Below are 21,674 nucleotides of genomic sequence, written 5' to 3' on the forward strand. Positions count from 1 at the left end.
TCAGTTGACACAGGCCGGGTCGTTGGAACCCGCGGTGATGATCGGCGACGGCGGCGGGGGCGGGTCGGCGGAATCCGACACGTCGCCCGAGCTTTGCGATACGACGGCGGAGTCTCCGGACAGGCCGGTGGGCCCCTGCAGACCCGAACCCGGTCCGGTGTAGTCCGAGGACAGCACGACGCGCACCGTACCGGGCGCCAGCGAGGCGTCCTCGACAACCGGCAGGTTGCCCAGCTCCTTCGAAATCGCCTGCGCCCCAAGATCATCGACCTTGGCGACCTGAATCTGGCTGTTGGTGACGTGCGCACCCTCGTTGTTGCCGACCGCGCCGGCGGTGAAGCCCTTGCCGGTGAGCACCTCGGACACGGATGAGGCCAGCCCGTTGATGTCGGTGTCGTTGACGACATCGGCGGTCGTCTTCTCCCGCGAGTAGCTCAGCTCCTCGGTCTTGCCCTGGGCCTGGTCGTTGAGCAGCCCTTCCACCCAGTCGCGGACCTGAGTCGGGTCGACCCGGACCACGCTCTGGGTGCCGTCATCGCTCCAACCGTCCTCCTGCAGGATCGGGATGGTCGCGAAAGCGACGGAGCCGGCCGCCAGCTTCTGCAGCTGTTGGACGAAATCCATGATGTCCCAGCCGTCGGACAGCACCACCGAGCGCTGTACGGCGTCCTGCAGCCGGTTCAGCGTGGACGGGCTCGACAGCGTCTTGCTGGAGATCACCTCGTGGGCCAGCGACGCCATCACCGACTGTTGGCGGGTCACCCGGTCCAGGTCGCCGCGCGGCAGGTCATGGCGCTGCCGGACGAAGCTCAAGGCCTGCGGACCGTTGAGTTTCTGCCAGCCGGCGGGGAAGTCCGCACCGGAAAGCGGCTCGTACACGGCGTCTTTGAGGCACACGTTGACGCCGCCGAGGGCATCGGTGATGAGCGCGAAGCCGAGCAGACCGATCTCGGCGTAGTGGTCGACGGTGACGCCGGTGAGCTTGGCGACGGTCTTGATGAGTTCCTCGCGGCCCGCCTCGGTGGCCTTGGGCTCTGCGGTGGCGGGGTCCTCGCCCTGCTGCTCGACGAGTTCCTTCATCTTCTCCAGGTGCACCGAGCCGTACACACCGTTGATCTTCATCTTGCCCAGGCCGGGCGCATCGACGTAGGAGTCGCGGGGAATCGAGATGGCGGTCGCCGACTTCCCGTTGTTGGGGATGCGGACCAGGATGATGGTGTCGGTGTTGGTCGACACGTCGTCACCGGCGCGCAGGGTGGCCAGTTCCTCGGGGGACAGGGGGTTCCCGTGTGCATCGGTGCGGCTGTCGAGTCCGACGAGCAGGATGTCGATCGCGCCGTCGTCGCCGCCACCACCGAGGGCCGCCGAGTTCACGTGGTTGATGCCGTCTTCGAACGAGCGGATGGTGGTCCACGCGAAGCCGGTGCCTGCGACGACGGTCGAGGCGACCACGGCAGCAGCGATCTGGAGCATTCGGCGGGGCACCCCGACAGGCTACTGGGATCGGGCGTCGGTACCCGTTAGCCCGATCGGCGTGGCAGTACTTTGCCGATCTCCCAGGGGGCGGGTAACACCGGGGCTCCCGGCGCCGATAATCGGCTGAAGCTGGCAATACCCTGTCGACCACCTGTCGACTGCGTGTCAATTTCACCGAGATGAGGGTGCGATAACATGCCGTTCATGCTGAAAACCCTGGGACGTACTGCGCGACGTGCTGTTTTGATCGCAGCGCTGGTCGCGTCATTCGTGTCCGTCGGGCCGGGGGTGTCGCATGCCGGAGTCGTCGCACCGGCCGACGGTTACGGGTTCGGGCAGGGCGCAGCGCCGACGTACGAGCCGTTCGAGGACACCAATCGCGAGCTCGATGCCGTCGCGCGTACGGGTGCCTCCTGGTACCGCGTCGCCGTCGACTGGAGCACGATCGAGAAGACCAAGGGCCAGTACAACTGGGCCTACCTGGACAACGCGGTGAACACCGCCGCGGCCAAGGGTCTGCGGGTGCTGGGCGTCCTGCTCTACACCCCGCCGTGGGCCCGCCCGCAGGCACTCAACTCGCTGCTCCCGTCGGTGCCGCCGGCCGACGCCTCCCAGTTCGCGGACTTCGCCGGCAAGGCGGTGCAACGCTATGCCGGCCGGATCCAGGCCTGGCAGGTCTGGAACGAGCCGAACCTGCCGCTGTTCATGGGCTTCACCCAGAACCGGGCTGCTGTCTATGCCGGGATGCTCAAGGCCGCGTACCCGGCCATCAAGGCCGCCAACCCCGGCGCCACGGTGGTGATGTCCGGTCTCAGTCGCCAGCCCGGACCGGAGTCTCCGTCGAACTTCCTCAAGCAGCTGTACGCCGCGGGTGTCCAGGGATCGTTCGATGCCGCCGCGGCGCACCCCTATGTGACGCCGGGCGGGATCGCGGCCGACCCCGAGGGCGGGTGGTCCGAGGTCGGCTTGATGCACGATGTGATGACCGGTGCCGGTGACGGCGGCAAGAAGATCTGGTTCACCGAACTCGGCGCGCCGACCAGTGACACCGCCGAGGGCGTGAGTCAGCAGGAGCAGGCCAAGCAGATCACCGATGTGTTGGCCGCCGCGGCCGGTCTGGGTTACGTCGGGCCTGCGTTCATCTACAGCATCCGCGACAACGACAGCTCCAATCGCGGTGACCGCGAAGCGAATTTCGGTGCACTGCTGACGACGGACTGGCAGCCGAAGTTCACCGCCAGCGTCCTCGCCCGCTAGTCGGGACCGAGTGCGGATCGCGCGGCCGGGGGCGGCCCCGGGGGCTTCTGGGCGCCGGCACGTCGATACCCTCGACGCCGTGACAGACGATCGGTCGGACCCCGAGCCGGGTACCCCACGGATCGGCCGACTGACCGTCGTGACGGTGACGTACTCGCCCGGAGCGCACCTGGAGCGCTTCCTGGCGACACTCCCGCACGCGACCGAATTGCCGGTCACCGTGGTGATGGCGGACAACGGTTCGACCGACGGCGCACCGGAGGCCGCGGTGGCGAGCCATCCCGAGGTGCACCTGCTGCGGACCGGCGCGAATCTCGGCTACGGCAGCGCGGTCAACATGGCGGTGCAGCGCTACCTGGCCGACGACGACGCGGAGTACTTCGTGGTGGCCAATCCGGATGTGCAGTGGGGCCCGGGCAGCATCGACGCGCTGATCGAGGCGGCCGGGCGCCGGCCCGGCGCCGGTGCGCTCGGGCCGCTGATCCGTGACCCGGACGGCACGGTGTACCCCTCGGCTCGGCTGCAGCCGAGCCTGATCCGGGGTGGCATGCATGCCGTGGTGGGTTCGGTGTGGAAATCCAATCCCTGGAGCGCGGCCTACCGCCAGGAGAACCTGGCGCCCAGCGAGCGGGTGGTCGGCTGGCTGTCCGGTTCCTGCCTGCTGCTCAAACGATCCGCGTTCGACGCCATCGCCGGGTTCGACGAGCGCTACTTCATGTACATGGAAGACGTGGACCTGGGGAATCGTCTTGCCAAGGCCGGTTGGGACAACGTCTACGTGCCGGCCGCCGAGGTGCTGCACGACAAGGGTCATTCCACGGGGCGCGACCCCGCGCGTAACCTGGCCGCGCACCACCGGAGTACCTATACCTTTCTCGCCGATCGCTACCCCGATTGGTGGCAGGCCCCGCTACGTTGGACGATTAAGGCCGCGCTGACCGCCCGGTCCGGCGCGGTGGTGCGTCGCTCACGGCGCAGGCAGGCGAAAGGACCACGCTGACGGTGAATGCTCCTGTGGATCCCAAGAAGGTGGACGCCGTCGTGCTGGTCGGCGGCCAGGGCACCCGGCTGCGCCCGCTGACGCTGTCCGCGCCCAAACCGATGCTGCCCACCGCCGGCCTGCCGTTCCTCACCCACCTGCTCTCGCGTATCGCGGCGGCCGGGATCGAACATGTCGTCCTGGGGACCTCGTACAAGGCCGAGGTGTTCGAGGCCGAGTTCGGTGACGGTTCCAAACTGGGTCTGCAGATCGAGTACGTGGTCGAGACCGAGGCGCTCGGGACCGGCGGCGGTATCGCCAACGTCGCCTCCAAGCTGCGTCATGACACCGTGCTCGTGTTCAACGGCGACGTCCTCTCCGGCGCCGATCTGGGCGCGCTGTTGGCCTCGCACGAAGAGAATCAGGCCGATGTCACCCTGCACCTGGTCCGGGTCGGTGACCCGCGCGCGTTCGGCTGCGTCCCTACCGACACCGTGGGCAGGGTGACCGCGTTCCTGGAGAAGACCGAGGATCCGCCGACGGACCAGATCAACGCGGGCTGCTATGTCTTCCGGCGCGAGATCGTCGACGCGCTGCCGAAGGGCCGCCCGGTCTCGGTGGAACGCGAGGTCTTTCCGGGGCTGCTGGCCGACGGCCGCAAGGTGTGCGGCTATGTCGACAACTCGTACTGGCGCGATATGGGTACGCCCGACGATTTCGTGCGTGGCTCGTCCGACCTGGTCCGCGGTATCGCCCCGTCACCGGCGCTGACGCATGTCCGCGGTGAGTCGCTGGTGCACGACGGCGCCTCGGTATCCCCGGGTGCCGTGCTGATCGGCGGCACCGTGGTGGGCCGGGGTGCCGAGATCGGTGCGGGTGCGCGGTTGGACGGCGCGGTGATCTTCGACGGCGTCCGGGTGGACGCCGGCGCGGTGATCGAACGCTCCATCATCGGTTTCGGCGCCAGGATCGGGCCGCGTGCGCTCATCCGTGACGGGGTGATCGGCGACGGCGCCGATATCGGTGCGCGGTGCGAACTGCTGCGCGGCGCGCGGGTGTGGCCGGGTGTGACCATTCCGGATGGCGGCATCCGGTATTCCTCGGACGTCTGAGTCCTCAGGCCGATCGACGGGCCGCCGCAGCCCCGAGTGCGTGCAGTGCCGGGTCGCCCTCGGGCAGCGCGGCCAGCGGCCACCACCGCAGATCGAGTGACTCGTCGCTGCACGCTATTTCGGCGCCGGCCGGGGCGTGCGCCACGAATTGCAGATCGAGGTGGCGGGTCGGCACACCGAGCGAGCAGGTCAACGGGTGGACGTGGATCGCGGCCGGTTCCGGATCCAGCCGCAGGCCGGTGATACCGGACTCCTCGGTGGCTTCGCGAAGTGCCGCGGCGGTGATGTCGGAGTCCTCGTCCTCGCAGTGGCCGCCGAGTTGCAGCCAGCGTCCGATCCGCGGGTGCAGGGTCAGCAGGGCCTGCGTGCCGGTGTGGTCGAGGACCAACGCCGATGCGGTGATGTGGCCGGGTTCGCAGGCGCGGCGGCAGGCATCGGGCCGGGCCAGCACGAAGGCCAGCACCGCATGCCGCAGCGCGTCCTGCTCGGGATTCGGTGCCGCCCAGCGCGTCAGCGCCGCCAGGACCGAGGAATGCAAGGTCATCGACGTACCAGCAGGCCATCGGTGCTGGCCGGCTCGCGCGGTGTCAGCGGTGCGGGCGGGAATCCGATTGCGATGGCGCCCAACGGTTCCCAGTCGTCGGTTAGGTCCAGCTGGCGGCGCACGGTATCGGCGGCGAAGATGGTCGACCCGATCCAGCAGCTGCCGACCGCCCGGGCGGCCAGGGCCACCAGCAGGCCCTGCACCGCCGCGCCGGCGGCGACGGTGAACATGGTGTGTTCGGCAGCCGTGCGCGCCGGGTCCGGATAGTGGTGCGCCCCGTCGGGAACCATGAACGGGATGACGATCTCGGGGGCGTCGTAGAGGATCCGGCCACGGTTCACGCGACGGGCCACCTCCTCGGCGGTGCGGCCGTCGCCGCTCAGGTCGGCTTCCCACCGGCGCTTCATCGCGTCCAGCAGTGCGGCACGCGTGGCGGGGTCGCGCAACCAGACGAACCGAACGGGGCGGGTGTGGTGCGGGGCTGGGGCGGTCAGCGCCTCGGCGACCGCGGCTTCGATGAGCGCCGGATCGACCGGGTCGGGTCGGAATTCGCGGACGGATCGGCGCAACAGCTGCGCCTGGGTGCGGCCCAGCTCGATCGCCTCGGCGGTGCCGAGCCAGAACAGGTCGTCCTCGCCGTTGCGGACCAGGGTGCGGCCCCCGGTGCCGTTGTCGTGCAGTGTCAGTCCGCGGACCACGGCGACGGGTATCCCGGTGAGCTTGCCCTTGACCAGGTCCGCGGCCGCGGCGAGTTCGTCGGCGACCGCGATCTCGGTGACGATCAGTTCATTGCCGAAGCTGTCGTGTGAGCCGCCGTAGCCGTGCAGCACGGTCAGTCCGGCGGCACCGATCGCCACATCGGTCTGACCGTTGCGCCAGGCCCGGCCCATGGTGTCGGTGACCACCACGCCGACCCGGACCCCGAGGCGCTGCGCCAGTCCGTCGCGTACGGCGGTCGCGCTGCGGTCCGGATCCACCGGCAGGAGCGCGAGTTCGGCGCCGTCGACATTGGAACCGTCCACCCCGGCGGCGGCCTGGATGAGCCCGAAGGCGTTCTCGGTGATCAGGGTTCGGCCTTTGCGGGCCAGCACGCGGACGGCCTCGTCGTCGATGAGCTTGCGCCGCAAGGCGTCCCGTTGCTCGGGATCGGTGGGTGCGGCGACGATGCGGCCTTCGGCCTTGGACAGCACCTTGCTGGTGACGACGACGACGTCGTCATCGCGCAACCAGTCGGCGGCCGCGGCGATGGCCGCGGACACGTCATCACCCGGCCGGAACTCGCCGAGGCCGAGGACCGGGATGATCTCGATGGCTTTCGAGGTGCCGTGGTCGGTGCTCGTCACGTCACTCACAGGCTCAGGCCCGCCAACCGGATTCCCGCGCGCACCATCTCGGCGGTGGCGGCCGGATCGGTCATCAACAGCGGAGCTTGGCGCACCTTCACACCGTCGATCGACGCGGTGTCGCCCTCATCGATCAGCCAGCCGTCCAGGATGCCGGTCCCACTGCGGGCGCCGAAGTGATTTCCGACTGCTTGAGAAGTGGATTCGACACCGATCACGCGCAGACATTCGTCGGCCATGCCGCGCAACGGCTTTCCGGCGATGATGGGGGAGTAGCCGATCACCGGTGCGGCGGTGGAGCGCAGCGCCCCGCGGATGCCGGGAACGGCGAGGATGGTCCCGATGCTCACTACCGGATTGGACGGGGCGAGCAGCACGATATCGGCACCGGCGATGGCGTCGAGCACTCCGGGTGCGGCCGTTGCCTTGTCGGAGCCGACGAACGCGAAGCTGTGCGTGGGTATCTGGGCCCGATAGCGCACCCACCATTCCTGGAAGTGGATGGCACGACGTTCGCCCTCGGGATCGGTGACCACCACATGCGTCTCGCTGCGGTCATCGCTGACGGGTAGCAGTCGGGCGCCGGGCGACCACCGATCGCACAGTGCCTCGGTCACCTGGGACAGCGGATACCCGGCACGCAGCATCTGGCTGCGCACCAGATGGGTGGCCAGATCCCGGTCGCCGAGGCCGAACCAGTCGGGCTGTACCCCGTAGGCGGCGAGTTCCTCCTTGGCGTGCCAGGTTTCGTTGCGATGGCCCCAGCCGCGCTCTGGGTCGATGCCGCCGCCGAGGGTGTACATGCAGGTATCGAGGTCCGGACAGATGCGCACGCCGAACATCCAGGCGTCATCGCCCACGTTGACGACGGCCGTCAGCTCGTGATCGGCGGGGCCCTCGGTTGACGGGGGATCCTGGCTCGTTTGGTTGGCAAACTGGCCCAGCCCCAGCAGGTGCTGCACTCCGAGCAGGAACCGGGCGCCACCCACGCCGCCGACCAAAACGGTGACCTTCACGCCTTCAGACCCTAGGCCAGCGGGCTTGTGTGGCGGACATCGCGCCGGGGTGTGGCGAACACGCCGGTGCAGTGACACGCCGGATCTATGTCACGAGATGGTATGAAAACAGGCCCTACCGCTTGACCCTGGCAGCTAACAAGTGTCTAATCACATCAGTGTCATTTCGCGGTTGCACCCCGGTTCCGGTGTCGCAGACCAAGATTCGATCACTTGTTCGAATGTGTTCGAGAGTGAGCGTATCTGGGATGGCCTTACACCACAATAGTGTTGGCGGGACAGGAGCTCCGTAGAGCTCCAATATGGGGACTATTAAACAGGTGAGGAGGCGGAACATGTCTTTTGAGCAGGTCGATTTCGACCGCGTGCTCCGGTTCGACAACCGGCTGCTCGGTTCAGTGGACAACGAACCGCACACCACTACCGACCCGGTGCCATTCGAGGTGCCCGGGCGCCCGCAGTTGAGCTTGGTGCCGGAACGGATGGATTTCGATGCGGCCGCGACCGACGAGGAAGACGATCAGTGGCAGGAGCGTGCCTTGTGCGCGCAAACCGACCCTGAGGCCTTCTTCCCGGAGAAGGGCGGCTCCACTCGGGAGGCCAAGCGCATCTGCTTGGGCTGTGAGGTGCGCGACCGTTGCCTGGAGTACGCACTGGCCAACGATGAGCGGTTCGGTATCTGGGGTGGCTTGTCAGAACGAGAACGGCGCCGCCTCAAGCGCGGCATCATCTGACAGGACCGGCGGGCGCGAGCGTAGCGACCCGGGGATCAGAACGGCTCGGCCTCACGGCTGAGCCGTTCTGCGTTTCGGACTAGTCGTCGTCGATCGAGGGATCGATGACCGACGGCTCGACACCCAGATAGGTGGCCACCTGGGCCACTAGTACTTCGTGAAGAAGATCCGACAGTTCGTCCCTGTCCTTGGCGCGGCGTTCTATCGGCTTGCGGAACAACACAATTCGCGCGCGGGTGGAGTTGCCGCGCACATCCACGCCGGCGGGGATCAGGCGCGCCAGGGCGATGGGACCGTCGGCGACCACCTCCGGGGGCCACTGCACACTCTCGGGATCCTTCGGTGCGATGCGGGGAATCTCGTCGACCGCCACGTCGAGGGTGGCCACCCGGTCATGCCAGCGGCGCTCGATCGGTTCGTAGGCTTCCAGCACGGCCATGTCGAATCGCTCCGCGCGACTGCGCCAGCCCGGCACGGTAGGCGGGAGCAACGGCCCGCGCATTTCGCGGCCGCGGCGTGATCCGCGAGGGTTGCGCTGAGCCACGTGACAGATGGTAACGGTTGGAGATCGGCCCTCGTCGCACTGCGCGTGTCCGTATGCCCGCGACGTTTCCGCACGATAATCTTCGCATCGTGAATGTTCCCCGTCGCTGCTGCAGGCCCGGGTGCCCGCACTACGCCGTGGCGACGCTGACCTTCGTCTATTCGGACTCGACAGCTGTCGTCGGACCCCTGGCGACCGTGTCGGAGCCGCACTCGTGGGATCTGTGCGTCGTGCACGCCGGACGTATCACCGCGCCGCGCGGCTGGGAACTGGTCCGGCACGCCGGACCGTTGCCCTCGCATCCCGACGAGGACGATCTGGTGGCGCTGGCCGACGCGGTGCGTGAACGCAACGACGGTCTGCCCTCGTTGGTGAACGGTGTGACCGCCGGTTTCTCGGACCCGTCGACGGGACTTCCGGGGGGTGCGCTGATCGCGCCGCCGGTGCGCCGACCGGAATCCAACGGCCGCCGGCGCGGGCATTTGCGGGTGTTACCCGACCCGCCCGACACCGGTACGGAATAGAACATTCAGCTGGGTGGCGGGACCTCCGGCGGCGGAATTCGTGAGCCACTAGGCTGGCTGCCGAGTCATCTTTTCCCACGTCCGGTCGATCCAGAGAGCGAGGACAGCCATGCCTCGGCCCGCCGCCGCAGTCAACGCTGTGATCAAGGCCTATGACGTTCGCGGGCTGGTCGGTGAGCAGATCGACGAGGCATTCGTCCGCGATGTCGGGGGAGCCTTCGCCAGGCTGGTGCGCGACGAGGCCGGATCCGGTGGGCTGAAGCGACCCGTCACCCAGGTGGTGATCGGCCACGATATGCGCAGCAGCTCACCGTCGCTGGCCGATGCGTTCGCCGAAGGTGTCACGGCGCAGGGTTTGGACGTGGTCCGGATCGGGCTGGCCTCGACCGATCAGCTGTACTTCGCGTCCGGGCTGCTGGACTGCCCTGGCGCCATGTTCACCGCCAGTCACAACCCCGCTGCCTACAACGGCATCAAGCTGTGCCGGGCCGGCGCCAAGCCGGTCGGGAAGGACACCGGGCTGGCCACCATCAGCGCCGAGGTCATCGACGGCGTGCCCGGATACGACGGGCAGCCGGGCACGGTGACCGACCGCGACGTCCTCGCCGATTACGGCGCGTTCCTGCGCTCGTTGGTCGACCTCTCCGAACTTCGCCCGCTGCGTGTCGCGGTCGACGCGGGTAACGGCATGGGTGGCCACACCACACCGGCCGTTCTCGGCGCGATCCCCGGCGTGACGGTGCTGCCGCTGTTCTTCGAACTCGACGGCACCTTCCCGAACCATGAGGCCAACCCGCTGGATCCGGCCAACCTGGTCGATCTGCAGGCACATGTCCTCGCCACCGGGGCCGATATCGGATTGGCTTTCGACGGTGACGCGGACCGGTGCTTCGTGGTCGACGAACGCGGCGCCGCCGTGTCGCCGTCGGCGGTGACCGCGCTGGTCGCCGGTCGCGAGCTCGGCCGTGAGATCGGCGCGACGGTCATCTACAACCTCATCACCTCGCGCGCGGTCCCCGAGCTGATCGTCGAACGTGGCGGCACCGCGGTGCGGTCCCGGGTCGGGCACTCCTACATCAAGGCGCTGATGGCCGACACCGGCGCCATTTTCGGCGGCGAGCACTCGGCGCACTATTACTTCCGGGACTTCTGGGGTGCCGACTCCGGGATGCTCGCGGCCCTGCATGTGCTCGCCGCGCTGGGGGAGCAGCAGCGCCCGTTGTCGGAGCTGATGGCCGACTACCAGCGCTACGAGGCGTCCGGGGAGCTCAACTTCACCGTCAGCGATGCCCCCGCCGTCGTCGAGTCGGTGCTCACCGCCTTCGGTAGCCGCATCAATTCGATCGACCATCTCGACGGGGTCACCGTCGACATCGGTGAGGGTCGTTGGTTCAACCTGCGCACCTCCAACACCGAGCCGTTGCTGCGGCTCAACGTCGAGGCTCGCACGGCCGAGGAAGTCGACGAGATCGTCGAGGAAGTGGCCGCGTTGATAGCCGCTGCGGTGCACGGTGGCGGCGCGCCACCGGAAAGCGAGTCGGTGCCGTGACCTCGCGGGCCGCCACGATAGATCTCGACGACACCGAGGGATTGATCGGTGCCGACCGCGAGGGTCTGTTGCGTGCGGCATCGATGGCGGGAGCGCAGGTGCGTGCGACGGCATCGGCCGTCGACGAGGGTGCGCTCGACGGGTTGGGCACCGAGCGTCCACGCTCACTGATCTGGGTTGCCGGCCGCGGCGCCGCGGAGCCGGCGGGCGCCCTGCTGGCGGCCCTCTCGGCCGGGACGGCCGCCGAGCCGATCGTGATCGCTCCCGCGGTGCCGCCCTGGATCGGACCGCTGGACGTCCTCGTCGTCGCGGGTGATGATCCGGGTGACCCGGTGCTGGCCGCGGCGGTGTCGACCGGTGTCCGCCGGGGTGCGCGCGTGGTGCTGGCCGCACCGTACGAAGGGCCACTCGGCGAGGCGGCCGGCGGTCGGGCAGCCGTGCTCGAGCCGCGGTTGCGGGTGCCCCCGGAGTTCGGCCTGTGCCGCTATCTGGCCGTGGGCCTGGCGACACTGCACCACATCGACCCCGCCGTGCAGATCGACCTCACGGCGCTGGCCGACGAGCTCGACGCCGAGGCGTTGCGCAACAGCGCCGGCCGCGAGGTCTTCACCAATGCCGCCAAATCGCTGGCCGACCGCTTGGCCGACCGCAACACGGTGCTCACGGGTGACAATCCCGCCACGCTGGTGCTGGCGCGCCATGCCAGTGCCGTCCTGCTGCGGGTGGGGCACCGGGTGGTCGCCGCCGCCGGGCTGTCCGACGCCCTGGCCGCACTGCATTCGGGTGCCGGCGTCGCCACCGCCCCCGACGACATGGCGGCACTCTTCCACGATGAGGAACTGGACGGACCGCTGCCAGACCGCTGGCGGGTACTGGTGTTGACGCTGGCCGCCGAACGGGCCGCGGTGACGGCCCGCGTCGGCGGCCACCACCCCGACCTCGCCATGGTGGGTGTGCAGGACGTACCCGATGCTTTCGCGGCGCCCGTGGACCCCGGCCGGCCCGAGCAGCAGTTGGCGACATTGGCGGTGCGACTGGAGATGGCTGCTGTTTATCTTCGACTCACACGGGGCTGAGAAGGCCGCAGGTACGAATACGGAAGGGCCGAGGACCAAGTGCAGTTGTTACGCGGAGCGATACGGACCTACGCGTGGGGGTCGCGGACGGCGATCGCCGAGTTCACGGGTCGTCCGGCGCCTACCGCGCATCCAGAGGCAGAGTTGTGGCTCGGCGCGCACCCGGCCGATCCGGCGTGGGCGGAATATCCCGAGGGGCGACGATCTCTGGTGGAGGTGATCGCCGCCGACCCCGAGGGGCAGCTCGGCTCGGTGGTGCGCGCCCGGTTCGGAGATACCCTGCCCTTCCTGGTCAAAGTGCTCGCGGCCGACGAGCCGTTGTCACTTCAGGCCCATCCGAGCACGAAGCAGGCGATCGAGGGTTTCGAACGTGAGGACCGGCAGGGGGTCCCGCTGTCGTCGGCGACACGCAATTATCGGGATCGCAGCCACAAGCCGGAATTGATCGTCGCGCTCGAACCGTTCGAGGCCTTGGCCGGATTCCGTCCGGTCGCCCGCACCGTGGAACTCATGCGGGCACTGGCGGTCCCTGACCTCGAACCGTATATCGAGCTGCTGAAGGACCAGTCGGACGCCGACGGGCTGAGGGCGCTGTTCACCACGTGGATCACCGCGCCGCAACCTGACCTCGATGTCCTGGTTCCCGCCGTCATCGACGGTGCCATCAATTATGTACGTTCTGGTGCAACGGAATTCGCGCCGGTGGCCAAGACCCTGCTCGAACTCGGCGAGCGGTATCCCGGTGACGCCGGGGTGCTGGCCTCGATGCTGCTCAACCGGGTGCACCTGGAGCCGGGCCAGGCGATCTACCTCTCGGCCGGCAATCTGCACGCCTACCTGCGCGGGGTGGGTGTGGAGGTGATGGCCAACTCCGACAACGTGTTACGTGGTGGCCTCACGCCCAAGCACGTCGACGTGCCGGAGCTGTTGCGGGTGTTGGACTTCGAGCCGGTGACCGAGGAGCGTCTGTTGCCGCCCGTCCAGCAGGACGGGTTCGCACGTGATTACGTCACCCCCGCCGAGGAGTTCGCGGTGTCGGTGCTGTCGTTCGATGGCGAGGACCTCAGTCGGGAGATCGAGGTGACATGCCACCATGACGGGCCGCAGATCCTGTTGTGTTCGCGAGGTGCCGCCGTGGTGAGCACCGGATCGGATTCGGTGAAACTCGAACAGGGCAGTGCTGCGTGGGTTTCGGCCGACGACGGTCCGTTCCGCGTGGTGGCCGAGGTGCCCACGGCACTGTTCCGTTCGACGGTGGGAATCCCCCGGTGAGGACGACAATCGCGACGACAATGGCGTCCACAATGGCGTCCACAACGGCGTCCACAACGGCATTGACCGCCGCGGCGGTACGCCCGGTAGAATCCCCGCTGTGATTCCGACGGAGCCCGCGAGCGGCGGACTGGCGCGACAGCTGAGGCGTTTCACCCCCACGAAATTCACGGCGTTGCTGCGGTGGATCAACCTGCGGTTGCGCGTCAAGGATATGCAGGCCCCGCCGTTCTGGATCGGGCGCGGGTTTCACCTGCATGTCCAGCCGGGCGCCAAGATCCGGGGTTGTAAATCACTGTTCATCGATCGTCACAACGACTGGCGTATCGAAGGCGAACTCATCGTCGGTGACAATGTCCGGTTCGCCCCCAAGGTCACACTGTCGGTGCACGACAAGATCGTCATCGGTGCGAATTCACAGTTCGCCGAATGCGTGTCCGTCCACGACAACACCCACGTGGGTGCCGACAACGATGTCCCGTTCCACTTCCGCCCGCGCGACGCGGCACCGATCATCGTCGGTGAGAACGTCTGGGTGGGCGCCAAGGCCACCATCCTGATGGGTGTGACCATCGGTGACAACGTGGTCATCGGCGCAAATGCGGTCGTCACCCGTGACATTCCGCCGGGGGTCATCGTCGGCGGGGTGCCCGCCAAGATCATCGGCCAGACGGTCAAGACGACCGACGCCGCCGCCGAGTAGCGACGACCTCTTCCCACCCGGCCACCCAGGCCCATGGGTGCCGTCGGCGACCCCGGGGCCTGACGTGTCGGCGTGTCTCGACGCCTGCCTGATCGGGTAGTTCCTCGGGTCCGGTCGGCGGGTACTGCTCGTAACCCATTGTGACGCGGGCCACGCGGGTCCACGGTAGGTGCACGGACGCGAAAGTCCGTCGCCAACCGCGAGGAGTTGAATCCAATGGCCATTGAGCTGAACCAGATTTGGGATTTCCCCATCAAGGAATTCCATCCGTTCCCGCGCGCGCTGCTCGGCGTCGGCGCCCACGACATCATCGGGGTGGAGGCCCGCAACCTCGGCTTCAAGCGCACTCTGCTGATGACCACCGGCCTGCGTGGTTCGGGCATCATCGAGGAACTCACCGGCAAGATCGAGTACCAGGGCGTCGAGGTCGTGCTCTACGACAAGGTGGAGTCCAACCCCAAGGACTACAACGTCATGGAGGCGGCCGCGCTCTACCAGCAGGAAAAGTGCGACAGCATCATCTCCATCGGCGGCGGCTCCAGCCACGACGCCGCCAAGGGTGCCCGCGTGGTGATCGCCCACGACGGCCGCAACATCAACGAGTTCGAGGGCTTCGCCAAGTCCACCAACAAGCAGAATCCGCCGCATATCGCGGTATCCACGACGGCCGGGACCGGTTCGGAGACCTCGTGGGCCTACGTCATCACCGACACCTCCGATATGGAGCACCCGCACAAGTGGGTCGGCTTCGACGAGGCCACCATCGTGACCCTGGCCATCGACGATCCGCTGCTGTACTACACCTGCCCCCAGCACTTCACCGCCTACTGCGGCTTCGACGTGCTGGCGCACGGCAGCGAGCCGTACGTGTCGCGGCTGGATTTCGCGCCGTCGCTCGGAAATGCCCTGTACTCAGTGGAACTCGTGGCCAAGCACCTGCGTGAGGCGGTGTTCGAACCGCGCAACCTGAAGGCCCGCGAAGGCATGATGAACGCGCAGTACATCGCCGGGCAGGCGTTCAACTCCGGCGGTCTGGGCATCGTACACTCGATCAGCCACGCGGTCTCGGCGTTCTTCGACAGCCATCACGGGCTCAACAACGCCATCGCGCTGCCGCGGGTGTGGGAGTACAACCTGCCCTCGCGTTACGAGCGCTACGCGCAGCTGGCCACCGCCATGGGCGTGGACACCCGCAACATGACCACCGTGCAGGCGGCCGACGCGGCGGTCGAGGCGGCCATCCGGCTGTCCCAGGATGTCGGCATCCCGGACAACTTCTCCCAGGTGCGCACGGACTCCTACGCGAAGAACCGGATGAACACGGGCAAGTACGCCGGCAAGGGTGAGCGCATCTTGGGCGACGACAAGACCGTGCTGGCCATCTCCGAGCACATCCAGGGCGACTGGTGCACACCCGGCAACCCACGCGAGGTCACGGTGGAATCGATGGTCCCGGTCGTCGGGCACGCGATCAACGAGTCCTATTAGGCAGCGATTTGTGCACGTTCAGCGGCGCCACCCGCCGCTGAACGTGCACAAATCGCCAGACCAGGAGATTGAGATGACCGCTGTGCCGGTCCACAACCTTGATGAGCTCGTCACCTATTCCAGTGCAAGCGATCTGGCGGCGGCGTTGCGCGAGCAGGACTACATCGCCGATGACGATCTGGCCACCGTGGTGCATTTGGCGACCGCGCTGGATCGCCCGCTGCTGTTGGAGGGACCGGCCGGTGTCGGCAAGACCGAACTGGCCAAGGCGCTCGCCGCCGCGAGCGGCCGCCGGCTGATCCGACTGCAGTGCTACGAGGGTCTCGACGACAACCGGGTGCTCTATGAGTGGGACTATGCCAAGCAACTGCTGCACGTGCAGATGCTGCGCGACCGGATCACCGCCTCCACCAAGGACATCGGCGATGTCGAGGAGGCCTCCCGGTATCTGTCCGAGCGTGATTTCGGACTGTACTCGGAGGCGTTCCTGTCGGTGCGGCCACTGCTGGAGTCGGTGCTCTCCGAGCAACCGGTGGTGCTGCTGGTCGATGAGGTCGACCGCACCGAGGAAGCCATGGAGGCGTTACTGCTGGAGGTGCTTGCCGAGCGGCAGGTGACCATCCCCGAGATCGGCACGTTCGTCGCGCGTTCGGTGCCGTGGGTGGTGCTGACGTCCAATGACACCAGGGAGTTGTCCGCCGCGCTGAAGCGTCGCTGCCTGCACTACCACCTCGATTTCCCCACCCCGCAACGAGAACGGGCGATCGTCGGGGTGCGCGCTCCGCAGGTGGAACCGGCGGTCGTCGCCGGAGTCGTGGAGCTGGCCCGGACCCTGCGTGAGCTTCCGCTGCGCAAGAGTCCGTCCATCTCCGAGGTGATCGACGCAGCCCGGGCGGCCGCGATCCTCGGTACCCACGACGATGCGCTCCTGTTGTCGGCGCTGGTGAAGTTCACCAGTGATCGCGATATCGCCTTGCGGCACTTGGCCTCCGCACCCGAGGTGTCGACTGACACCGGCACGCCGGAGCGGGTCACGGTGGCATCGCGGCCCGCCAACACCACGACCGCGACGTTCCGCGGGCGGGGTGGCGGGAGCGGGCACAGCCGGGGTGGCGCGAACAGCCGGGCTGGTCAGAGCGGCAAGCGATGACACCGGCGCAGCTGCTCGACGCTGTCGCAGCGGCGTTCGGGCAGCTGCTGCGCAGATCCGGGGTGGCCACCTCCCCGGCCGAGGTGATCGAGGTGCGCCGGGTGCTCGGCCTGCTTGGCGCCTCCGACCGCGCGGTGCTGCGGGCCGCGCTGCGGGCCACCTGCGCGAAATACGGTCGTGAACAACGAGGTTTCGATCGTGCCTTCGACGCGATGTTCGGTGCCTCGGTGCCGGCACACCCGCAGCACGAGGCGGGCCCGAGCCGTGCTCACACCGGCTCGGGCCTGCCCGACCAACTCGAGATCGACGACGACGTGGAGGTGGGCCGGTACGCCGAGTACAACGAGCGTGCCGCGGAGGTGGGCGATCACTTCGACACCCCGGAGGCCGACAAGGGTTTCAACCCGCACAAAGACGATGACGACTACAGCGTGACGGGCGCCGACAATGAGTTGACGGTGTCCGCCGAGGCCGATGAGGGTCGTCGCGGCGTCCGCTACACGGTGGAGGTGGACCGGGCCGCGTCGTGCGCGGCCGGTGATCTCGCCGATTCCGTGGGACCGGTGGTGGCCGGTTCGTTGAGCTTCGATGATCCCGACTCCATCCTGGCCTGGCTGGACACCTACGACCCCGGCCGAACCTATGGCGGGGACGCCGGAGACCCCCTGACGGCCGAACAATTGCACCAGCTGACGCAGGCGGTCGAGGGGTTCGTCGCGGCGCTGGCTGAACGCGCCGGGCTCAGCGCCGAGCCCGACGGTTCGGGTGCACCGACGGATACCGGTCTGGCCGCCGACATCGATCTGGCCTGCCATGAGGTGCTGCGCCGGATGCGCGGGGCGCGCCGGCCCCGGCCCCGGGAGCACGGCCGGGGTCGGCTGGATATGCGTCGCACCAGCCGCACCGCCCTGCGCACCGACGGTGTCCCGTTCCACCTGGTGAGGCGTACGCCGTTGCCGGACCGGATTCGGCTGCTGGTGATCGCCGACGTCTCGCTGTCGGTGCGGCCGGTCACCGCCTTCACCCTGCGGCTGGCCCAGGCCATGCACCGGCGTGCGCACCGCTGCCGGGTGATGGCCTTCGTGGACCGTCCCGTCGATGTCACCGAGATCCTGCTGCGCGCCGGAGGTGACGACGCGCTGGCCGCCGTGTTGGCCGAGGCCCAGCTGGATCTGCAGGCCAGCAGCGACTACGGACGGGTGTTCGGCGAGATGCTGGGTGGTCAGGCCGATGCCTTGGACTCGCGCACCGCGGTGCTGATCGTCGGCGACGGCCGCAGCGGCGGGTTGCCGCCCGGCGTCGACCGGCTCCGGGCGCTGCGCCGGCGCGTGCACCGGCTGGCCTGGGTGACCCCGGAGCCGCAGCGGTATTGGGCGCAGGCCACCTGCGCCATGCCGGACTACGCGCAGATATGCGACAGAGTCGTCGTCGCCAGTGACGCCGAAGGTCTCGCCGCACGCGCGGCCGAACTGGCGAACGCCCTGTCCTGACCCGGCTCGACCTGCCCGATCGGGTAGGTCGGCGCCTACCCACCTGCACATTGGTTCCACCCGTATGCCGACGTAGGGTAGGAGGTGTTACGTGGATCACACAGCAGGGAGCGCGCGAGGTGATAGCGCAGTTCGCACAGCCCGAAGCGACGGGCGCGTCGGGAGTATCGCTGTCGGTGCCGACCACCCGGGGTGACGGGCTGCCCAGCCGGCTGCTGAAATTCCACGCCCCGGAGATCGTGTTCGGCCTCGACTCGATGGCCGAAGCGGCGCACGCCGCGTTGCGCCTCGGCGGACTGCGGCCACTGCTGGTCACCGATCCCGGACTCATCGAAGCCGGCTGGGTCGACGAACTCGTCGTCCATCTCCGGGGCCAAGGTGTGCAGGCCCAGGTATGGAGTGCGCTGACGCCCAACCCCAAGGACCACGAGATCACCGCGGGCCACGAGTTCTACCGCTCACGCGGCTGCGATGTGCTGATCGCCCTGGGTGGCGGGTCGGTGATCGACGCGGCGAAGGGCATCGCCATCCTGGCCGCCAATGGCGGAGACATCCTGGACTACGCCGGTGTGGACAAGGCGACCATGCCCATCCCACCGCTGGTGGTGCTCCCGTCGACCTCGGGCACGGGCGCCGATGTCTCCCAGTTCTGCATCGTCACCGACACCACGCGCAACACCAAGATCACCATCCTGGGCCGGGCGCTGGTGCCCGATATCACCGTCATCGACCCGAGACTGCTGACCACGATGCCCGAATGGCTCAACGCGGCAACGGGATTGGATGCCCTCACCCACGGAATCGAGGCGTTCGTCTCACTCGGTCACAACCAGCTCACCGACCACCATGCGCTGCGCTCGGTGGTCATGGTGACCGAGAATCTGGTGACCACCATCGAACGGCCGCAGGACATGCCGGCCCGGGTGTTGATGGCGCAGGCCGCGTTGGAGGCCGGGCTGGCGTTCACCAATGCCATCCTGGGCGCCGCGCACGCGATGAGCCATCAAGTGGGCGGCCTGCTCGACCTGCCGCACGGGGTGATCAACGGGGTGTTGCTGCCGCATGTGGTGCGCTTCAACGCCGAGGCGGATCCCGCGCCGTTCGCCACCATCGCCGCCTGCCTGGGGATCGCCGACAAACGTGCCCCCGATCTGGAATCCGCGCTGGCCCTGGCCGATCGACTGCAGGACCTGGCCCGGCAGGTGGGCGTCCCGCGCGGGCTGGCCGAACTGGGCGTGCGTGAGGATGATGTGCCGGTCCTGGCCCGCAACGCGATGGCCGACGCCTGCCTGACCACCAACCCGAGAGCCGCCGATGAGGCCCAGTTGCGGGCCCTGTTCCGGGCCGCGCTATGAGGATGGCCTTGTGAGATCAGCACAGTGACCGCCACCTCGCATCACGGGCCGCTGCGGCGGCCGGCGCCGGATCTGGAGCGGCTCACGGGGGTACGGTCCGGCAAGGGCACGTTCTACCCCGAGTTCCGGGTCGCGGCCCTGCGCACCGAACGTGTCATCGCCGCTCTCGACGCGATCTCGCGCGCACTCGTGCAGACCGTCAACGGCCCGGAGAATCTGGTCCGTGCGGTGGCCGAAGCGGCACGCAGCCATCTCGGGGCGCAGTGGGTGCTCATCGCGCTCGCCGACGGCGCCCTGCCGGAGGCCCGCCCGCGGCATCTCATCCTGGACGCCGACGGTGAGGCCTACTCCTTCGAAGGGCTCTCCGGGGCAAAGAATCCGGTGCCGCACCTACCCGACGCGGTGCTCAACCGGCTCAACGACATCCTGCGCGGACAGTTGGCGCAGTTCCGGTTACCGGTCATCGAACCGCACCACGCGCATGTGCCGATCGAACTGGACGGCGGCGTGATCGGTGCGTTCGCCGCCTGGACGCCGACCGATCGGACACTGGACGGCACGGATGAGACCGTGATGCGCATCCTGTCGAGCCAGACGGCCGTGGCGCTGCACAACTGCGAGCTGTTCCAGCGCTCGCAGACGCTGCTCGCGGAGTCCGAGGCGCGCAACGCCGAGTTGCTGGCCACACAGCGTGAACTCGGTGCGGCCCAACAACATCAGGTGCTCGACTCGGAGCGCCATCGGATAGCCCGCGAGCTGCACGACAGCGTGGCCCAAACGGTGCTGTCGGCCGGTATGCAGATCGAGGTGTGCCGCAGCGAGATCCAGGCCTGCGACGGATCGCCCGAACTCATCGAGCGACTGCACACGGCCAAGACGCTGACCCGCTCGGCCACCGAGCAGCTGCGGTCGGCGATCTACACGCTCAACCAGCCGGGTGATGCGGGCCGGTCCACCCTGCCCGATCTGATGGAGCAACTGGCCACCGTGCACATGCCCGAAGACCTGCACGTGACCTTGAAAGTCGAAGGGGCAGTGGCCGAATTGCCAGGCGAGATCGAACACGCCCTGCTGCGCGTGGCGGGCGAGGCCCTGTTCAACACGGCTATGCACGGACGCGCGACCCGGGCGATCGTGCGGCTGCGGTACCGGCCGACGGCCGTGTCCCTTTCGGTCTCCGACGACGGTACCGGTGACCCGGACAAGATGCGCCTCATGCTGCGGATGGCCGGCGCCACCGACGTCGACGGCCATCACCGCGGCTTGGCCAACATGCTCGCCCGCTGCCGTGAGCACGGCGGCACGTTCGTGGTCCAGCGATCCCGTATCGGCGGGGTGCGCGTCGTCGCGACCATACCCAGGGCCCGAACCGAAGGAGTACCGCGATGACGGTGAACACGCAGACCAGAACCCAGGCCATCCGGCTGGCGCTGGTCGATGACCACCCGATTCTGCGGCAGGGACTGCGATCGGTGCTGGAACGCGAGGACGATCTCGTGGTGGTCGGTGAGGCCTCCAGTGAACACGAGGCCGAGGCCATGGTGGCGGCGGCGCGACCGGACGTGGTGCTGCTGGACCTGAAACTGTCGGCGGGCTCGGATTTCGAGGGACTGTCGTTGTGCGCCAAGCTGTCCGCCGCCCACCCGCAGATCGGCCTGCTGGTTCTCACCACGTTCCTCGATGAGGACCTGGTGGTGCGTGCGGTGCATGCCGGGGCGCGCGGTTATGTCGTCAAGGACGTCGACACCACGGAGTTGGTGCGTGCCATCCGCGCGATTTCGGCGGGGGAGAGTGCATTCGACTCGCGCAGTGCCGCAGCGGTGGTGCGTTCGCTGAACGGTCGCGCCGAAGCACGTGAGCAGCTCACCGACCGGGAGCTGGAGGTGTTGCGGCTGCTGGCAACGGGGTTGTCCAACAACAAGATCGGTGAGAAGTTGTTCATCTCGGCAACCACCGCCAAGTTCCACGTCAGCAACATCATGCGCAAGCTGCAGGTCAGCCGCCGGGCCGAGGCGGTGTACGCGGCCAGCAAGCGCGGGCTGATCTAGGGATCTTGCCGCTC

20 protein-coding genes are annotated in these 21,674 nt (G+C 68.1%); 15 read left to right on the forward strand and 5 right to left on the reverse strand.

Features of this window, described 5'->3' with window-relative positions; translation table 11 throughout:
* Positions 1-1,473 (reverse strand): LCP family protein, encoded by a 1,473-nt coding sequence (locus tag FHU31_RS08525; protein ID WP_167160789.1) that lies wholly within the window; start codon positions 1,471-1,473, stop codon positions 1-3.
* 207 nt (positions 1,474-1,680) lie between these two features.
* Between FHU31_RS08525 and FHU31_RS08530 the strand changes: the two genes are divergently transcribed.
* The 3 genes from FHU31_RS08530 to manB all read left to right on the forward strand — a co-directional run bounded on the left by FHU31_RS08530 (position 1,681) and on the right by manB (position 4,824).
* Positions 1,681-2,733 (forward strand): beta-galactosidase, encoded by a 1,053-nt coding sequence (locus FHU31_RS08530; RefSeq protein WP_208410174.1) that lies wholly within the window; start codon positions 1,681-1,683, stop codon positions 2,731-2,733.
* A 79-nt stretch (positions 2,734-2,812) separates the two neighbouring features.
* The gene (locus FHU31_RS08535; protein ID WP_308206726.1) at positions 2,813-3,733 is read left to right on the forward strand and encodes a glycosyltransferase family 2 protein; all 921 of its coding nucleotides are present in this window, start codon (positions 2,813-2,815) and stop codon (positions 3,731-3,733) included.
* Between the two features lie 14 nt (positions 3,734-3,747).
* On the forward strand, positions 3,748-4,824 hold the full coding sequence (gene manB, locus FHU31_RS08540; RefSeq protein WP_170847179.1) for a mannose-1-phosphate guanylyltransferase ManB: 1,077 nt from the start codon (positions 3,748-3,750) through the stop codon (positions 4,822-4,824).
* 4 nt (positions 4,825-4,828) lie between these two features.
* Here the strand turns inward: manB and FHU31_RS08545 are convergent, their stop codons facing one another.
* From FHU31_RS08545 to cofD, 3 genes are read right to left on the reverse strand one after another with little or no spacing between them, the layout of a single operon-like run.
* Positions 4,829-5,368 (reverse strand): NUDIX hydrolase, encoded by a 540-nt coding sequence (locus FHU31_RS08545; protein WP_167157450.1) that lies wholly within the window; start codon positions 5,366-5,368, stop codon positions 4,829-4,831.
* The gene (locus FHU31_RS08550) at positions 5,365-6,711 is read right to left on the reverse strand and encodes a coenzyme F420-0:L-glutamate ligase (protein ID WP_167157452.1); all 1,347 of its coding nucleotides are present in this window, start codon (positions 6,709-6,711) and stop codon (positions 5,365-5,367) included. Before FHU31_RS08550 ends, FHU31_RS08545 begins: the two co-directional genes overlap by 4 nt.
* A gap of 5 nt (positions 6,712-6,716) precedes the next feature.
* Complete coding sequence (gene cofD / locus FHU31_RS08555) at positions 6,717-7,727, reverse strand: 2-phospho-L-lactate transferase (RefSeq protein ID WP_167157454.1); 1,011 nt, start codon at positions 7,725-7,727, stop codon at positions 6,717-6,719.
* 482 nt (positions 7,728-8,209) lie between these two features.
* On the opposite strand from cofD, the gene FHU31_RS31215 reads away from it, so the two are divergent.
* Positions 8,210-8,461: a WhiB family transcriptional regulator gene (locus FHU31_RS31215; RefSeq protein ID WP_170847195.1), complete on the forward strand. Its 252-nt coding sequence runs from the start codon at positions 8,210-8,212 to the stop codon at positions 8,459-8,461.
* 79 nt (positions 8,462-8,540) lie between these two features.
* On the opposite strand, the gene FHU31_RS08565 is transcribed toward FHU31_RS31215, so the two are convergent.
* On the reverse strand, positions 8,541-8,963 hold the full coding sequence (locus FHU31_RS08565; protein ID WP_090355842.1) for a metallopeptidase family protein: 423 nt from the start codon (positions 8,961-8,963) through the stop codon (positions 8,541-8,543).
* A 131-nt stretch (positions 8,964-9,094) separates the two neighbouring features.
* On the opposite strand from FHU31_RS08565, the gene FHU31_RS08570 reads away from it, so the two are divergent.
* The 11 genes from FHU31_RS08570 (at position 9,095) to FHU31_RS08620 (ending at position 21,660) form a co-directional block, all read left to right on the forward strand.
* Positions 9,095-9,529, forward strand: a complete 435-nt coding sequence (locus tag FHU31_RS08570) for a DUF3499 domain-containing protein (RefSeq protein WP_090356282.1) — start codon at positions 9,095-9,097, stop codon at positions 9,527-9,529.
* Positions 9,530-9,638: 109 nt separating this feature from the next.
* On the forward strand, positions 9,639-11,078 hold the full coding sequence (locus tag FHU31_RS08575) for a phosphomannomutase/phosphoglucomutase (RefSeq protein WP_167157456.1): 1,440 nt from the start codon (positions 9,639-9,641) through the stop codon (positions 11,076-11,078).
* A complete protein-coding gene (locus tag FHU31_RS08580) occupies positions 11,075-12,154 on the forward strand; it encodes a TobH protein (protein WP_167157458.1) in 1,080 nt (359 codons plus the stop codon). Before FHU31_RS08575 ends, FHU31_RS08580 begins: the two co-directional genes overlap by 4 nt.
* A 39-nt stretch (positions 12,155-12,193) precedes the next feature.
* A complete protein-coding gene (gene manA / locus FHU31_RS08585; RefSeq protein ID WP_167157460.1) occupies positions 12,194-13,426 on the forward strand; it encodes a mannose-6-phosphate isomerase, class I in 1,233 nt (410 codons plus the stop codon).
* A gap of 100 nt (positions 13,427-13,526) precedes the next feature.
* Complete coding sequence (locus FHU31_RS08590) at positions 13,527-14,129, forward strand: acyltransferase (protein WP_235632773.1); 603 nt, start codon at positions 13,527-13,529, stop codon at positions 14,127-14,129.
* 216 nt (positions 14,130-14,345) lie between these two features.
* Positions 14,346-15,617, forward strand: a complete 1,272-nt coding sequence (gene mdo, locus FHU31_RS08595; RefSeq protein WP_167157462.1) for an NDMA-dependent methanol dehydrogenase — start codon at positions 14,346-14,348, stop codon at positions 15,615-15,617.
* Between the two features lie 73 nt (positions 15,618-15,690).
* Positions 15,691-16,767: a MadB family AAA-type ATPase gene (locus FHU31_RS08600; RefSeq protein ID WP_167157464.1), complete on the forward strand. Its 1,077-nt coding sequence runs from the start codon at positions 15,691-15,693 to the stop codon at positions 16,765-16,767.
* The gene (madC, locus tag FHU31_RS08605) at positions 16,764-18,257 is read left to right on the forward strand and encodes a MadC family VWA domain-containing protein (RefSeq protein WP_167157466.1); all 1,494 of its coding nucleotides are present in this window, start codon (positions 16,764-16,766) and stop codon (positions 18,255-18,257) included. The genes FHU31_RS08600 and madC overlap by 4 nt, the downstream gene beginning before the upstream one ends.
* A 170-nt stretch (positions 18,258-18,427) precedes the next feature.
* A complete protein-coding gene (locus tag FHU31_RS08610) occupies positions 18,428-19,612 on the forward strand; it encodes an iron-containing alcohol dehydrogenase (RefSeq protein WP_167160793.1) in 1,185 nt (394 codons plus the stop codon).
* Positions 19,613-19,663: 51 nt separating this feature from the next.
* Positions 19,664-21,001, forward strand: a complete 1,338-nt coding sequence (locus FHU31_RS08615) for a MadS family sensor histidine kinase (protein ID WP_167160795.1) — start codon at positions 19,664-19,666, stop codon at positions 20,999-21,001.
* The gene (locus FHU31_RS08620) at positions 20,998-21,660 is read left to right on the forward strand and encodes a MadR family response regulator transcription factor (RefSeq protein WP_167157468.1); all 663 of its coding nucleotides are present in this window, start codon (positions 20,998-21,000) and stop codon (positions 21,658-21,660) included. The genes FHU31_RS08615 and FHU31_RS08620 overlap by 4 nt, the downstream gene beginning before the upstream one ends.
* Positions 21,661-21,674: the final 14 nt, after the last annotated feature.

Source organism: Mycolicibacterium fluoranthenivorans (genome assembly GCF_011758805.1).
Lineage (GTDB): Bacteria > Actinomycetota > Actinomycetes > Mycobacteriales > Mycobacteriaceae > Mycobacterium > Mycobacterium fluoranthenivorans.